The following is a 16,719-nucleotide window of genomic DNA, read 5'->3' as shown; positions in this document are numbered from 1 at the left end:
TTGCCTTTGTTAATTCGTTTTGTAATGCTGTCCAGCTATCTGGTGTATAGTCTTTTTCTGTTAAGCCCTCTACTTCCGTGATTTTATTGCCAAGAGCTGTTTTATCAACAATTGTTAATTCTTTTTCAAAGGCATTTACCGGAACATTATTTGTGCCTGTTAAATTGCCTTGCCCATCATACGACACTTTTACGGATTTACCAGTCGTATCTGTCCCTGCCGGTAAAGTAATCAGTAGTTGTTTTGGATTTACAGGATCTACTTTAATATCTGCATTTGTAAGTGTTATTGTTTCAGTACCTACAGTCACTGTAAACCCTGTTGCTTCAGGCGCTGTTAATTTAATGTCTTTATCAAATGTCACAACAATTTGATTTTGATTCACAGTGATTTCTTCCACTTTCACGCTTTGTGGAACAGGTACATCCGCTGCAAACGTGAAATACTGATCATTGGCTAAGGTTGCCTGTGCTACAAAATAAACTTCTCCATCAAATGTCATTTCTGTCATTTGAATAGGTGTTGCTGCCGTAAAGTTTGCTGGATCAGCACCTATTAATAATGATAATTTGTCCTTGCTTACCACATTTTTAGGAATCGCAATCGTTACTTGACCAACATTTCCTGTATTTTGCACCTTCCAAACACGTTCACTATGCTTCATATCTTTCCCAGCAATGGATTGGGTAAAATTCAACGCTTTGTCATTACTACCCCAAACTAGTGCTTGACCGTTAGTAAGATCTCCAATTCTATTATCTTCTTCATTTTTAGGTAAAAGTGTTGTTCCAATACCAATTGTTAATTTGGACGTATCATTTACTGAACGACTTTGTCTTTGGTGCAAACTACCTGCATCGTCAAGGGCAATACCTGCAATATTGTAATTATACGTAGCATCTGCACTCCACCATGTTGTACCATCTGCCGCTAAGTAATCAATCATATCTAATGAAATACCATACTTAATCGCTAAGTAAGAATTTACTTTCTGTCTATCTGTTGCTGTTAATGGTTTTGAATAGAAAATTAACTCGCCAACTTGCCCTTTATAAAAGCCATTCGTAGCAGACTGTGAACCAAGGAACATGTTCTGATTGGCATCGCCTTCTATAGCCTTTGATCGATTAGTTGCTAAAACTGTTTCCTTCCCATCTCGATAAATGGATTGACCAGAATCTACTGTGCCTGTAGTACCATAATTAAAATTCCAAGTATAATAATGTCCTAAAGTTATAGGCGAAGGTACATATACTCGCTCTGAACCCTGACTTCCTGCATCCCAATAAACCGTATTACCATAAGGAAGATGAACATTCAATCTGCCTCCACTGCCCTTTATATTTTCCCAAAATAAGGAATTCTGTGCAAGATGCCCTATTCCAGCTACCGCAAAGACATTGAAGTTATTGTAAGATTGTCCTCCTAAAACTCCACCTTCTTTAACTAAATATGATGAAGTTCCATTAAATGTAACAGCTTTATTAAAGTTTAAGCGCTTGCTATCATCATTTAACACAGGTTGCTTATTTGCATCTTCTTGTGTGAAATCATGCCCATTCTCGCTTTGATCTTCCCAAGTTTCAACTTTACCTGCATTAGCGACTACATTTTTATCTGCACGGAGCCAAAGATGTGGATTTGCTATACCTGCAGGTCCTGTTTCAAGCGATTGTTTGACATTCTTAGTGGCAGTGATGATATCACCAGTGGCACCTAAATTCAGCTCGACAATAACCCCTGGATCTAGATACGAACTAGAACCACCATGTGAATTATCTACACCTAAATACCTTAGGTCAGTATCATTGTTGTTTAACAAAAGTGTAAGATGTGAGTAGCCTCCATTATCCATATATTTGTTTCCTGTTCCAAGACCTGTTAGCTCACCATTCGATAAAAACTTTGTTGTATTATTGATATCTTTAGGACTATCCCAATTTGGTTCTGTTGTTTTAGTCGCGCCGATAAAGCTTATAAAATTCCATCCAGGCCTTGCAGTAAACGGCTGCTTAAATTCATTAAACAATTGAGCAATGCCCAACATTTCTGTAGGATTGTCTGATTTCGGCTCTACAAGATGTCCATTATTACTCGTTGCAATATCTACAGCAACTTTAAAAGTCATTGTAGACAATCTTTCCACATATGCGAAATAGCGCCCGTCATAAGTACGGACAGATGTTTTTCCATCGCTTAATGGTAAACCTGGTACTACAATTACTGTAACATTTTGTGTTTCTTCAGTTCTTGTAAACTCGATATTTTGAATGACATCTTGAATGTCTTGATAAGTAGTATTACCTGTAAAATTAAATACTCTATTTGTTTCTGTAGATTTATCAGTAACCACACCACTAATTTTTATTCCGTTAGTCAACTCAGTAATACCTATTGGAAGAGATCCAATAGTTGTAACACCATTATTTACAGAAACAGTAAAGTATCCTCCCCCTGCATTAACGACATCTGAGTTATCAAATTTAGCATTTGATAGTTGATAGACTTTTTCGGATAATTTAACAGGGGTACCGAGATCAAGTGTTGGCGTTACCGCTGCTCTTACTTCTAAAGGATGATAGGGTATCATCGTTAATAACATAACGACTATCACAAAAAAAGATACCATTCTTTGAAACTTTAATCTCATTTTTTTCACTCCTTCTAACGAAAGCATTAGTAATTGCTTGCTCATAATTTCTTTTCATTTAAGGTTATTCCACTTTCTTATAGAGAATTTGTCGTTTTATTCTGGCTCATGTACAGATAAAACGATTTCAACAGAGAAGTAAAACTTTGTTCTGATTTTGCCTTTTGACAATGCACTGACATCTTAAATTGCATAAGCTTTACCATTCAGATTAAATTTTTCTACTTCAGTCATAGATAGAGTAACCTAAGTATCTACAGCTCTTATCAATCGAAGTCAGGCATGCATTTTTGATTTATTTTCTAAAAGTTTCATAGTTTTTTATTGGCTTCCTCCCCTCCCTCCTTGTTAACTCCATTCTTTTATTGTTAACAAGAAATCCGTGTTTTTCGACAAATTCCCTAATACTTAAGTATAGAAGACCGACCTATACAAAACCTTTACAACTATAATTTGTCATTGGGCTTTCATTGCGACTGCAACAATAACCATAAATGAACTCAATTTAAGCAATAAAAAACAAGCAATGTTGTTTCTTCGATGACACATTGCCTGTTATATCACTAATTTTTGTTAGTTCTTTTTCGCTTTAAGTACATAAGACACACGTCCGCTAAAAAATCACACAACCTATCTACCTATTCATCCAAAATATACATAAAAAAATCCTAAGCTATGATAAAATTGGTTTATCACCATATCTTGGGTTAGATTCTTGTTCAGATAGATCTATTTTTGAACACGAAAATACTCCCCTTGATGCTTTTTACTAAAGAGTGTCATTCTGAGATTCCCATGATTTCCAACAAACTTTTCCAATAGGAGGTTTTCTTATATTATGACAAACAAAAAAAGACTAGCATTACTAGCCCTAGTTGCAGTCCCTTCACTTCTTTATACGACACCTGCTACAACAGCTGCTGCAACCGATTTCTCTAATCAGCCAAATGTAGCCTACATATACAATGTTGCAAATTATAACTCGAATGTCGCAAATGTTATTCAGCTTATTTCAAATATTAATAACACAACAGCTTCCTTCCAAACATCGTTAGAATCTGCTCTTAAAGCCTATAACGCCTTAAATGAAAACGAAAAACAATATGTAACCAATTATGCTACTCTTTCTTATCATCAACAAACGAGAATCGCGTATCGTAAGCTTGCTGCTCAAATTGAAGAAAAATTAGCTTCTGTTGAATCGACTTCTGTAAACTATTATCAAAATGTCTTAGAAACAAGAGATTGGTATAATACTTTGAATGCTGCACAAAAAACCTATGTAAGCGCACAAACTCAAAAAATATTGACATCCTCTATCTTGCCGAATACCTCTACAGATAAAGTGGTCAATAAAATTAAATTATTAAACTCGTCTCGCACGAACTTTCATAAGGATGTCGCTGATGCCCGAGCTGAGCTGAATGCTTTACGAAAATATTCGAACATCTCATTACCTTCTGGGATTGAACAGCTTTTACTAGATGCTGAGCAACTCGTTGTCAAAGATAAAACTGTAGCAAAGGAAGTAGAAAATGCCATTAAAGCTTTATCACCTAAAACTTCCACTGCTCAGGATGTTCAAGCAGTAAAAACAGCATTTGAAGCCTTGACACCTGTACAACAGCAGCTTGTTCCAAATGTTTGGACATTGGTAGACTATGTAAACGGCAAGTATTCATTATCAAAGAATGGGAACGGGACAAAAACGCCGACTTTATCAGATACAGCCGCTGAACCGGGTAAAACTACAGAGATGACTAAAAGCAAAAATACCTATAAAGCTAAAATAAATGTGGCTGACTCTGAAATTGATACAGAACGCTACGTACTAACAACTAAAGCCAATATGACGGTCATCATTCCACCACTAGAAACTCTTCTAAATGAGGGTAGTGGCGTGATGGATATTCAAGTTACACGAAATTTGAATCGTATCAATTTCCAGGCAACATTAAATAAAAAACCTGTTAAATATGAAGCTGATATGGAAATTATTATTGAAAATATACCTTCCAACTCCTACATTGTTCGTATCGATGAATTTGGGGAGAGAATGCCAGCTGACTATACAATTGATGGCAATCGAATTTATATTCAAACAACTACATCTGGTACATTCCAAATTGTAAGAAATTAATTGATGTTTATGCTCGAATTTAAAGCACGCTAGGCAGTTTTCTCCTAGCGTGTTTCTTGTTATTAAAAAACTATTATGCCAATCAAATAAAGTTTTTCAATGGAATAAGATGGCTCAGGCGTTTTGCTGTTACTACCACAGATGTCTTGTAAAAGGTAAATATCCATAGATTCTATTCATGCTAAATAGTCTTCTATCTAGCATGAATACTAGTCAATCGTGCATATATTCCCATCAATTCAGCAATCCCCCTTCAAAATTAAAATTTTCTTAGTATTCGACAAAAACAAAAGCACACTAGGCATTTTCCACCTAGTATGCTTATTCTAATGATCTTATTTTGCTGCGGCTTGAATCTCAAAGAAAGCCCAATGTTCTTTTGGTATATCCTTGAAGATTTGTTCTGTTTCCTCAGTCAATATTGGACGATTAAAGATTCGATTCAGTACCTTTACTGCCTGAGCGCGTGTTAGTTTCTCTTCAGGTCTAAATTGTCCATTGCCTGAGCCAACCATTATTCCCATTGCGCTTATGCGATCGATTTCTTTTGCCGCCCAATGCGTAGAAGCCACATCACTATATGTTTCGCCACTTGCCGTCACTTCACAATATGGGGTATCTGTAAATTCTTCTACACATTGCTTATCAATCCACCTCACAGCAATAACCGCCATTTGAGCTCTAGTAATCATATCATTCGGACCAAATGAATGATCAAGACGTCCCTGCATGATTCCTTGCGTCCGAATATACTCAATGTCATTTTTTGCCCAAGAAGTAGCTGTATCCACATAAAATAAACTAGATGTCTCTGGTACATCATTGTTACTTAGGTTTCTTGCCAGCATCGCTGCTATTTGCGCACGTGTGACATTTGCATTCGGACGGAAAGTGCCATCTGTGTAGCCTTGAATATAGGAGGCATATGTTCTGTCTACCTCTATAGGTTCCTTTTCTGGTTGCTCTTCTTCCTGTCCTTGTTCTACATATAGTAAAGAAAAAGTAGAAAAGTGTTGTACATCAAAGGCAATATCTGTTTGCCCTTTCGTAAATTCTACAAAACGCCCACGTATTAATTCATGTGTTCCATTACTGTGCTCTACGTAAACCATTATATTTTCCCGTTGAGCCGATGTTATGTTCGCTGGTAATGGTAGCAGCAATGTCACCTGACGATTTTGTAGATTTGTGTCAATAGATATTGGCTGACCAACGAGCTTTACATTAGCGCCATTACTCTGTTGTAAGACTTTTTCTGCTTGTTTAGCCCGATCCTCGATAGCTTTCTGCCGTAGTGCATCCTTAATCGGTACAATTCGGAAATAAATATCTTCATCGAAATCATTCATTGAAGCAAAAGGAACATCAATTTTGACCATTCCCATACTTATACCAAAATGTGATTTACCCTCTATTAATCGTTTGGCAGCCTCTCTAGCTAGTATCACCTTTGTTTCACTTGCTGGTTGTTCCATATCGGGTATCACAAGTCGAGATCTTTTTTCTTCCTTATTCGCTAATTTTCGGAGAAACTCGTTTGCATTTGCAACCGTAAAGTTTACTGTATCCTGGAAACTACCGTTACTAAATACACGTGTTAACATTGTTTGTAGGAGCACCTCGTCTGGCATACTCGGATCTACAATATTCACCTTTAATTGATTACTTGGTGCAACAGGGTCAGGTGTTGAAGTAGGATTCGGAGTTGACGATCCTCCATCTCCTGGTACATGGTTTTTAGACCATAAAGCATACAATATCAAATTCTCTTTCCCCATCTGAATCGTTTGCCCATCTTTATAGGTAACACCTTTTCCATCAGCCTTCGTATTCCATCCTACAAATGTATAGCCTGCTTTCATCAAATTACCTGTATTGCCCAGTACTGTGATTGTCTCCTGAGTTTTATACTGCTTCGAATCTGTTGGCACCTTACCCCCACCTGCTCCGTTACCGTCATACGTAACTGTGTATGTTGGCAGTACGCTAGTCGTAAAATTCCAGGAAGTATTATCAGTAATACCTTTATAAGCATTGCCCGCTAAATCAGTAAATGCTCCTGCATCAATTTGAATGCTGTAAGCGGTGTTAAGGGCCAAATCCACTGTAGGATTTATTGTCACAGTTTCATTAGTAATAGAAACATTTGCTTGTGTAGCACCAATTGTTTCGACAATTTGATTATCCGTAGCATTTCGAATGATAATGTTTTTACTAGTTACAGGTAAGATTTTTTCATTAAATGTTAACACGAGATTATCTGTAGGCTGAACATCAATTGCCTGTTGCGCTGGGAAATAGGTTGTTATTTCAGGAGCCTTTTTATCAAACATCACAATTGTTCCTGATGTAACCTTCGTTACCTGTAAGCCGTCATTCCCTGCTAAATCTTGATAATCCATTGTAAAGCTAATTGGTCCCTCTGTGTCTCCGGGCTTCAGCGTATAGCTTGCTTGCCATGTTTTAGCATCTCCATCACCTTTATCGCTTACATTTGCTGTTTGTCCTAGGATCTTTACATTTGGTGATTGAATATCCTCACTTGTCTCAAAGTCGATTGTGATAACATCGTCTACCTTAGCAACTGCTGGATTAGCATTATTTGAAGCCATTGTCACCTTCTTTACAGTTGGCTTTATACCATCGACTATGACATAGCTTCCGTTAGTTACGTCCGTTACCTCTGTTGCTGAATTGCCTTGTAAATCTTTAAAGTTAATGGTAAAAGGTGCTTTTCCCTCTAAATCACCATTCGCTATAACATATGTTGCCTGCCAGTTTGTGGCGGCTCCCGTTACAGTTGCAGTTTTCCCCGCAATGGTAATTGTCGGTATTTGGATATTCTTATCTGTTTTCATCGTTAATGTGATCGTATCTCCTACCTTAGCCTTTGTAGGATCCAGATTATTCGATTTGATCTTCACCTCTACAGCTTTTGGCAGAGCTTTATCAATCACAAATGTAATGGTTGTCGTATTACCTGCACTATCTGTTACTACCAAAGTATAATTTCCGGATGTACTTACAGTGGCTCCACTTGTGAAAACAGCTCCATTCAAGGTAGCCGTTCCTTCATTAAAGCTGATTGTTACGTTGGTGTTGTAAAGACCGTTATTTGTAACTCCTGTTATGACTGGAGGTGTTGTATCTAGTACAATTGTATCTGAGAATGTATTTGATATATTGCCAGCAGTATCCCTTAGTTGCATATACACTGTTTTACTACCATCGCCAATTAACAATGTCCAACTTTTCGTAGATACTTTTGACTCCCAACTGGACCAAGTAGTACCATCATTCGAAAAGCGCATTTCTATCGCTTCCCCTTCTAAATCAGTTGCCGTCATTGTTAAGATCACATTAGTGGAATTTGTATATGCTACCCCATTATTAATCACAACAGAGCCCGTTGGTGCATTATTTTTAGTAATCTGGATTGTAAACTCCTTATCAAACGTATTGCCAGCCTCATCTGTTACTCTTATCGTAATCTTATAACTATTTTTCGTATCATATGCAAACAGCATATTTGTCTTTAATACATTTCCATCAATCGTAAAGAAGCTTGTATCCCCAGACTGTAATGAATACTTGAATGTTTGCGAGCTTCCTGAATCTGTTGCTGTCAATGTCCCAACAGTTGTACCAATAGGCTTCATTTCTTGTACAGTAGTATTACTGAGGTCAATTTCGGTAGGGGGTGTACCATCATAGATTATTTGTAATTCATTTGATGCTTTATTTAATGCACCTCCACTATTTGCAACAACCTTTTCAGGAATTTTGATTTTAACAGCTCCATCTGCAATAGGTGATACTAAGGCTGTATATGTGGTGCCAATTCCTGACAGTGCTGTCACATTTCCATTTGTAACTTCTATATCCCCAACCGTAAAGCCTGTCACTGACCCACTGAAAACAATAGCTATAAAAATTGGAAGGCTATTTGTTGGACTAGGTTTATTTGTTGTAATTGTCACTGCTGGACGTGCATTGACGACTAGATTCATCGTATAGACCGTACTAAAATCAATACCATCGCTTACCTTAAATGTAAAAGATGAAGAAGAGCCATTTTCCGTAATATATTTTAAATTACCTGCATCTAAATTAGCCTTACTAATTGTCATACCATTTGTAATAGCTTCCCCACCATCAAATTGCTGATTATTGTTGTTATCAAGAAAGAGCTGTCCGCTATTTGGGATAGTAGAGATTTGAATCTGTTTCAAAGTATCTCCAGCATCTTCATCAGAAAAAGCGAAGGAAGTACTATTAAATGTATACACTTGACCCTCGTTTACATTTACGGTTCCATTACTGGATGTCGGTGGTTTATTTAAGGCAAGGGTTATTACCTGCTGCATCATATATGCACTCTTATTGCCATCGGTATCTTTGACAATGACATTAAAATAATAGGTAGTATTGGCAGCAAGACCTGTGGCATTAAAGGAATTACTATCCTTGACATAGCTGCCTAGTGGTGTACCATTCGATTCAATTGTACTAATCGTACCAATATTGTTACTACTAGATTGATAGACACGATATTCTAAATCCTCTTGAGTTGTTATATCATCAGATGCTTTAGCCCAGTCCAACTGTACTCCGGATGTTGTAATATTCGAGGCAGTAATAGTACCATTTGAAATTGTCGGCGGATTATTATTTGGGATATCAATCGTAAATTGAGTAAATGTTAAATCCCATAGTCCCGCCTGTACAGTAGGTATAAATTTTACACTCGCAGTAATGACAAATGAGTTGATACCCTCTATATTAATAGGAATTTCATAGATAGGTTCATGATTTGCAACTGTCTTAAAAATTACAGGATTTCCTTTTGGGTTTCCTGCTCCATCATACCCTTGAATTGTTAAGGACAATGCATCGTTTTCAAGATGTTTATTAATAGTATTAATTTTCATTGATTTTAAATCGAAAATCCCACCTGCAAAGCTTTCTCCAGCAGAAATTCTAATTGATTTTGGTGGTGAATATTCATCTGCATCAAAATAATAACCAGCTGGAAATTGTGATCCATTGCTATACTTGAATAAATTAATACCATCATCACCAGGAATACCACTCACTACAAAGCCATTATTTGTGTCATCTTTCCACGAAGCTTGTGTTAAATCCTGTATACACTTCGGGGAATCGGGAGAATCGCAAGCGGCTGCCTCTACTTTTAAAGGTGACACAAACCCTATTCCTGCCAATTGACTAAAAACGACTAACACCAAACACAGGGTTATTGTTAATATCTTTTTTCCCATTCTATATTCTCCTTCTTGGTTCCACACCTTTCATTTAATGAATCGTTAACCCTTAGGAGGCCAATCCCCATATAAACAAATAATAAAGTTTAGCCCTAAATATGGTTGCATATTATTATGTGGTTGATTTCCCCCAGTTACATCCATCGTCATTAGATTCATTTGTTTATTTACTTGTGACGTGTAGAGAGGAACAGAGCCTTTCCCTTGTTGATCGGTCCATATTGCTCCAGTTGGCTCATTATTTGATGGTTGAGTATTGTTACAAGTAGCAATATGATTATGACTAGGCATTTGAGTGGTTAATAATGTAACAGTAGCTGAACCCCCAGATTCTCCAACATTTCTTGGTGTTAATCCTACACCTGTTCCTTGATGAAGCGCTGCCCTACCATTTAAATTGGGTAAAGCAAACGTTGTTTTTCCATCTCCTCCATATCTGTTACCCAAAATAGCATATAATGCACTATTCGAGGCAATGTTTATTATCTGGCCATCGCACAAAGCCCAGTCTTTTGGCGCAAAATTACCGCCAAATATTCTAATTTCTCCAATATATGCTTCTGACACTTTGCCCACCTCCTTTTTTCTAATCTCTTGATGGAAAAATTCCGACTAAAGCTATGCAGTAATTAGCGACATTGTATGGTTGCATATTTTGATGTGGCTGTGAATTTCCTGATGTTGACAAAGCTTGCGTGTTCATATTAGTATTTGGTTGATTGACAGAATAAGTATTATTAGTGGATGTACCCCATACGTTTCCAGAAGCCACTTTCAACGTAGCGCTTTCTGAACTACCATTAACAATATGTGTATGAGTCGGCATCTCATTAGTTGTTAATACATGTGCCTCTTCCCCTGCTTTTTGTCCACGTGTGATACTCTTACTTACATGAACTGGAACTCTTCCCCTTAAATCAGGTAATGCAAATGTCGAGGAGCCATTACCACCATAAGTTGCTCCTAATATTGAATACAGCGCTTGGTTTGTATTAATTTGCAATACTTGACCGTCGCATCGTGCCCAGCCCCTTGGAACTTTCCCAAAGCCAAACAATCGAATTTCACCTACATATGGTTCACTCATTCTTCATACCTCCTATTCCGTTGGATAAATACCGTAAAGGGCAATAATGTAACTAATCGTTAAAAATGGCATTATATTGTCATGAGCAGCGTTTCCTCCAACACTTGAAACGATGGCGGCATTCATTGTGCCATTTGGAGGCTGTGTCGAATATTGTATATCTTTTGCCCAAACAGCATTTTCTGGACTAGGTGTTGTGCCATCAAGAGAAGAAGCTTTTACCTGATGCGTATGTGCAGGAAGCTGTGATGAGATTAATGTGACAGATTCCACCCCTCCCATTTGACCATTGACAAAGGTAGTGCCAGTCGTTGGATTCTGTCCTTGATGTACCACAACCCTGCCTTGAAAATTGGGTAATGCAAAGGTTGTTTGACCATCTCCCCCATACGTTGTGCCAATCAAAGAAAAAAGTATTTCATTTTCGGAAATAGATAGTAGTTGACCATTACAAAGGGCCCAGCCATCTGGCGCATAATCCCCAGCAAACAATCGAATCTCTCCGACAAATTGATCCATTCTTAAACCTCCTTCAAAAAACATTGCTTTACCTAACACATTACGGTTTCAAGGTTAAAAATAGGTTAAAAAATAGACTTTTTTCCAAAATAGATTAATTTACCTACCATTAATTCATCATCTCAATACAATTTTGTTGCTTATAAGAATCATTTATTATTTAAAACTGGGCTATACCATAAGCAAGAATTCATTTAATTCACGTGTCCTTCATGTAAAAAACCATTATAAATAGCGAAATCTGTACCGTATTTTCCTTTACTAATACAACCTATAAGAATCATAGGTTTTAAATTGCAGGATAAGGTCTCTTACCATTTGCCTCCTTCAAAAAAATTTAGAAAATCATTGACATTAGTCATATTATGGGCATATGCTTAAATAAAGTTTCCCAAAAGAAACAATATATAATCCAGGAAATTTTATTATGGAAGGGAACAAAAACTGCCCATGGCTAAAAACTTAACATCACTTTCAAAATGCTCATTCGGCGATTGCTTTTTAATAAAGGAAATAAATATCGAGGGTCCCTTAAGAAGAAGATTATTAGATTTAGGCTTTGTGAAAGGAGCCGAAATCTCGGTTCTTCGCAAAAGTCCTTTAGGAGATCCGGTTGCATACCGTGTTAGTAATACGACTATTGCTTTACGTAAAGATGAAAGCTCTAAGATTTTAGGCGTAATTGTAAAGGAGGGAACAATATGAGAGTAAATAAAATAGCTTTAGCAGGTAATCCAAATACAGGCAAAAGTACATTGTTTAATACATTAACAGGATTGAAACAGCATACGGGAAACTGGCCTGGAAAAACGGTTGTTCATGCTGAAGGTACCTTTGAACACAAGGGTGAACAATATGTACTTGTGGATTTACCAGGAACCTACTCTCTATTCTCCAATTCGACAGATGAAGAAGTGGCAAGAGATTATATTATTTTTGATCATCCTGATGCAACGATTGTCGTGCTTGATGCAACTTCTTTAGAAAGAAATTTAAATCTTGCACTACAGGTATTAGAGATGACCAACAATGTCATTATATGTATCAATTTAATAGATGAAGCAGAGAAGAAGGGTATTCGGATTGATGAAATGAAATTGGCACGCGAGCTAGGAGTCCCTGTTGTCAAAATATCAGCAAGAAATAAAAAAGGAATTGGTCAATTGTTGGATACATTGAATCAGCTCGTCAATGGGCAGATCATTACAACTCCTTATCGTATGACCTATTCAAGAGAGATTGAGGAAGCAATATCCAAAATAGAATCTAAACTTAATGGCTATTTTGATGATAAATATCTCTCAAGATGGGTTGCCCTTCGCTTACTTGACGGAGATGAGGATTTAATTGTAAAGCTGCACAATCATAACAATACTAGACAGCGAGAGGTGAGCACAAATGGAGTCCCAGTCAGTGTTAAATCATAGCTCCTTAAAGGCAATTTTAGCTGAAGTAAGAGAAGTTTCGAACGAGGACATTCGAGATGAAATCGTTAGTGATATTTATGCAAAAAGTAAATCCTTATGTAAAAAAGTCGTGTCACAACAGCATACAGCTCTGTACAGATCTGATAAATTAGATGAAATTTTCACATCACGCATTTGGGGATTCCCGATTATGCTGCTCATGCTAGGGACTATTTTTTATATTACGATTGCTGGAGCAAATATTCCATCCGATATGCTAGCAAGCTTATTTGGCTTTCTAGAGAGTAAGCTCACATACCTTTTTGAAACAATGCACGCGCCTGAGTGGCTCCATGGTGTTTTAGTGCTTGGGCTATTTAGAGGAACTGGCTGGGTGATTAGCGTGATGCTGCCACCAATGGCTATCTTCTTCCCTATCTTTGCATTACTAGAGAACTATGGCTATTTACCTCGCGTTGCATTTAACATGGACCGTTTATTTAAACGAGCAGGTGGTCATGGAAAGCAATCTTTAACAATGGCTATGGGCTTTGGCTGTAATGCGGCAGCCATTCTATCTACTAGAATTATAGAATCCCCTCGTGAACGAATGTTAGCGATTTTAACCAATAATTTTGTTCCTTGTAACGGGAGATGGCCAACGCTTATTTTATTAGCCTCGCTCTTTATGGTAACTGGATTTACAGGAGTAGCTGGTACATTTATGACAGCAGCTATTTTAATAGGATTTGTTTTGCTTGGCGTAGTTGTAACATTAACGGTATCCTGGGGACTATCTAAAACAGCTTTAAAGGGTGTTCCTACTCATTACACGCTAGAGCTGCCACCATTCCGAAGACCAAAGTTTTGGAATACAATTTTGCGAGCAAGTATCGATAAAGCATGGAATGTTTTAAAAAGAGCGGTAATCGTTGCAGCACCTGCATCTATTTTGACTTGGATCTTCGCTAATATATACATTGGCGATACAAGTATTTTAATGCACTTTGTGAACTTTTTAGATCCATTTGGTCAGGCTTTAGGCATGGATGGCTTTATTATGGCTGCCTTTATTCTGGGGCTTCCTGCTAATGAAATTGTTATTCCTATCCTCATCATGGCTTATTTATCTCAGGGGGCTATGCTTGAAATTGAGGATTTATCGAAGCTTAAGCAAGTATTTATCGACCAAGGCTGGACTTGGCTGACAGCTTTAAATATGATGCTTTTCTCTCTCCTACACTTCCCATGTGGAACCACTTTAGTGAATATTTATAAAGAAACTAAGAGTCCAAAATGGACATTTATGTCATTTTTAATTCCAACGGCTATCGCTATCGGGGTAACATGGCTAACAGCAACGATTGCTCGAGTGTTTGGTTGGATATGATAAAAGGGGTACTCATCCCCTTTTTTCTTTTTATCTCTACAAGTTTTCCTTATTTGAAATGAAAACAGTTCTCATTTATAGTGGATATAATAAGAAATTTTTTACATATCTTATTACTACTTAAGGAGCGTTCAAGAATTGAATTTAAACATCGATACAAATGATCTAGACTCACTCTATAGCGAAATTGAATGCAGACAGTTGATCATGCCATCCAATCAAAAAACCTATAGTTTACCTATCCATAATGGCTCAGGTAATATTGAAAGACAGCTTTTAAGAGTAGGTATGGAAATAAATTGGTTTCAAGCTCAAACGAATGAGCTCCTATCTTTAAGCTGCAATGTTCGTTATCCTCATCTTGAATTATTCTATCCACTATCTGGGGATGGGTTTTGGGCAACAAATGGAAAAGAATTTAGTTTAGCTGCCAACACCTCCAATTTTCTATTTGCTCAAAACACGAAAATATATTCAGAGCTGACACCGAAGGAAAAAGTAGTCATGATGGAATTACGGTTAGATTTAAGATACTTCAAACAATTAATCGCAGAAAATAAACATCTTTTTGAGCAATCGTTTTTTTGTCAGCAAATATCCAATCCCTCTTACATTCATAGACTAATCGAGCAAATAAAGAATTGTCCTTATACAGGCATACTGAAACAGCTTTATATAGAGGGGAAAGCACTTGAATTGTTAACCCTTCATTTAAACGGAATAGAGCTTGAAGAGAGTAAGAAGAAAGCCGCCACGAAGCTTAATGAAATTGATATTCATGCTCTCTATCATGCAAAAGAGATTTTAAATAATTGCTGGAGAAATCCACCTAGCATTTTAGCACTTTCGAAAAAGATTGGCTTAAATGACTACAAATTAAAATACGGGTTTAAAGAACTATTTGGTACAACAGTCTTCGGCTATGTTAGAAGTTTGCGGATGCTTGAAGCACGAAATATTTTAGAGCAAGGAAAAGCTAATGTCAGTGAAACAGCGCTAATGGTTGGCTATCAAAATTTAAGTCATTTCGCTACATTATTTCGTAAAACATTTGGTTATAACCCTAGTGAAATATTAAAAAATGAAAAATAGTCATCCTTAAAAATCCTCTCAATATTTCCTAATAATTGAGAGGATTTTTACATTGTACTATTTTAATGCATTATAAATATCTTCAATTCCTTTTATTTTGGCAAGAGCTAATGGACCAGGTAAAGATGGATCATCTAAGTAATAAACTTGCTTATTTTTAACTGCGTTTAAACTTGACCAAACAGCGTTATGTTCCAAATCTTTTTCAACACCACCTGCAATTGGTGTTTGCCAATTATTCACAACGAAAATATGATCTGGATTTAATTTACCTAGACCTTCTAGACTTATGGTCCCCCCTTTTTCAGCCTCTGGAACTGGTTTTAATCCTAGTCCATTATAAAAGGGTTCAAATCTTTCTATATCCCATGTGACAAAATTTTCTTTCCCTTGGTACATTGTAAACAATACAGTTTCATTACTATGCTTACTAAGTTCTTGTTTGTACCTAGCCGATTTTTCATCAAAATCTACTAGTACTTTTCTTACTTTTTCTTCAGCTCCAACAATTTCACCCATTTGCATTAATGTTTCTCTCCAATCGCCGGCTTGTGGCAAAATCACTGTTGGAGCTATTTTAGATAATTGTTCGTATTTGTCGCTCATATCATCTGCCGCAATAATCAAATCTGGTTTAACAGCAAGTACCTTTTCAATATCTACTTCCTGACCAAGATCTATAATCATATGATCTTTTATTAACTCATTTAAGTAAGGAAAATTTCTCTGAATAGTACCAATTCCTTGACCAGCAATTGGAAATACATCTAAAACAGCTAAATAATCTACAAAGGAAATGTAGGGTGTCGCAATTCTTTTGGGCTTTTTATCAATAGTAGTGCTGCCTTCTAAATGATGAATTATTTTTGGATACTGAGTCTGTTCCACTGTAGAATTAGAAGCCCCTTTTATTTCTACTTCTGTTGTTTTCCTAGAACATCCTGTTACCAAGAGTAGTAAACAGAGAAAAGCAAAAATATATTTATAATTTTTCAATCTACACATCTATTTATTCCTCCTTAATTATTGAAAATGATAATCAATATCATTATTAAGTTTATATAAAAATTTTTATCTTTCTACCATTTCCGGGATTATTTATACTAGTAGACGGATTTTTTTGTCAAAACTGTTGTTAAAAAATCCATTT

The 16,719-nt window shown here is 36.6% G+C and carries 11 protein-coding genes; 5 read left to right on the top strand and 6 right to left on the bottom strand.

The annotated features are described in order from the left end of the window. The coding region (locus AC2CGN_RS20895; RefSeq protein ID WP_484516019.1) for a DUF8202 domain-containing protein at positions 1 to 2,650 on the bottom strand (2,650 nt) is incomplete at its 3' end. An 838-nt stretch (positions 2,651 to 3,488) separates the two neighbouring features. Here AC2CGN_RS20895 and AC2CGN_RS20890 point away from each other — a divergent pair. Beyond that, positions 3,489 to 4,790, top strand: a complete 1,302-nt coding sequence (locus tag AC2CGN_RS20890; protein ID WP_484516017.1) for a hypothetical protein — start codon at positions 3,489 to 3,491, stop codon at positions 4,788 to 4,790. Positions 4,791 to 5,125: 335 nt separating this feature from the next. Here AC2CGN_RS20890 and AC2CGN_RS20885 read toward each other — a convergent pair whose 3' ends face one another. The 4 genes from AC2CGN_RS20885 to AC2CGN_RS20870 are packed head-to-tail and all read right to left on the bottom strand — an operon-like array spanning position 5,126 to position 11,681. Further along, entirely contained in the window at positions 5,126 to 10,072 is a 4,947-nt protein-coding gene (locus tag AC2CGN_RS20885) for an S-layer homology domain-containing protein (protein WP_484516015.1), read from the bottom strand. Between the two features lie 45 nt (positions 10,073 to 10,117). Beyond that, positions 10,118 to 10,642, bottom strand: a complete 525-nt coding sequence (locus AC2CGN_RS20880) for a phage tail protein (protein WP_484516013.1) — start codon at positions 10,640 to 10,642, stop codon at positions 10,118 to 10,120. A gap of 19 nt (positions 10,643 to 10,661) precedes the next feature. Next, positions 10,662 to 11,162 (bottom strand): phage tail protein, encoded by a 501-nt coding sequence (locus tag AC2CGN_RS20875; protein ID WP_484516011.1) that lies wholly within the window; start codon positions 11,160 to 11,162, stop codon positions 10,662 to 10,664. A 12-nt stretch (positions 11,163 to 11,174) separates the two neighbouring features. After that, entirely contained in the window at positions 11,175 to 11,681 is a 507-nt protein-coding gene (locus tag AC2CGN_RS20870; protein ID WP_286927200.1) for a phage tail protein, read from the bottom strand. Between the two features lie 450 nt (positions 11,682 to 12,131). Here AC2CGN_RS20870 and AC2CGN_RS20865 point away from each other — a divergent pair, with 450 nt between their 5' ends. The 4 genes from AC2CGN_RS20865 (at position 12,132) to AC2CGN_RS20850 (ending at position 15,569) form a co-directional block, all read left to right on the top strand. Further along, positions 12,132 to 12,386, top strand: a complete 255-nt coding sequence (locus AC2CGN_RS20865) for a FeoA family protein (RefSeq protein WP_429983680.1) — start codon at positions 12,132 to 12,134, stop codon at positions 12,384 to 12,386. After that, positions 12,383 to 13,108, top strand: a complete 726-nt coding sequence (locus tag AC2CGN_RS20860) for a FeoB small GTPase domain-containing protein (RefSeq protein WP_484516008.1) — start codon at positions 12,383 to 12,385, stop codon at positions 13,106 to 13,108. The genes AC2CGN_RS20865 and AC2CGN_RS20860 overlap by 4 nt, the downstream gene beginning before the upstream one ends. After that, positions 13,080 to 14,477 carry a nucleoside recognition domain-containing protein gene (locus tag AC2CGN_RS20855; protein WP_484516006.1) on the top strand — a complete coding sequence of 466 codons (1,398 nt, stop codon included), beginning with the start codon at positions 13,080 to 13,082 and terminating at the stop codon, positions 14,475 to 14,477. Before AC2CGN_RS20860 ends, AC2CGN_RS20855 begins: the two co-directional genes overlap by 29 nt. 138 nt (positions 14,478 to 14,615) lie before the next feature. Next, positions 14,616 to 15,569, top strand: coding sequence for a helix-turn-helix transcriptional regulator (locus AC2CGN_RS20850; protein WP_484516005.1), 954 nt, complete (start codon positions 14,616 to 14,618; stop codon positions 15,567 to 15,569). A gap of 57 nt (positions 15,570 to 15,626) precedes the next feature. Here AC2CGN_RS20850 and AC2CGN_RS20845 read toward each other — a convergent pair whose 3' ends face one another. Beyond that, positions 15,627 to 16,574 (bottom strand): ABC transporter substrate-binding protein, encoded by a 948-nt coding sequence (locus AC2CGN_RS20845; RefSeq protein ID WP_484516004.1) that lies wholly within the window; start codon positions 16,572 to 16,574, stop codon positions 15,627 to 15,629. Positions 16,575 to 16,719 lie beyond the last annotated feature (145 nt).

It is taken from the genome of Lysinibacillus sp. DFXJR4 (assembly GCF_057196045.1).
This window is presented reverse-complemented; position numbering and strand designations above follow the sequence as displayed.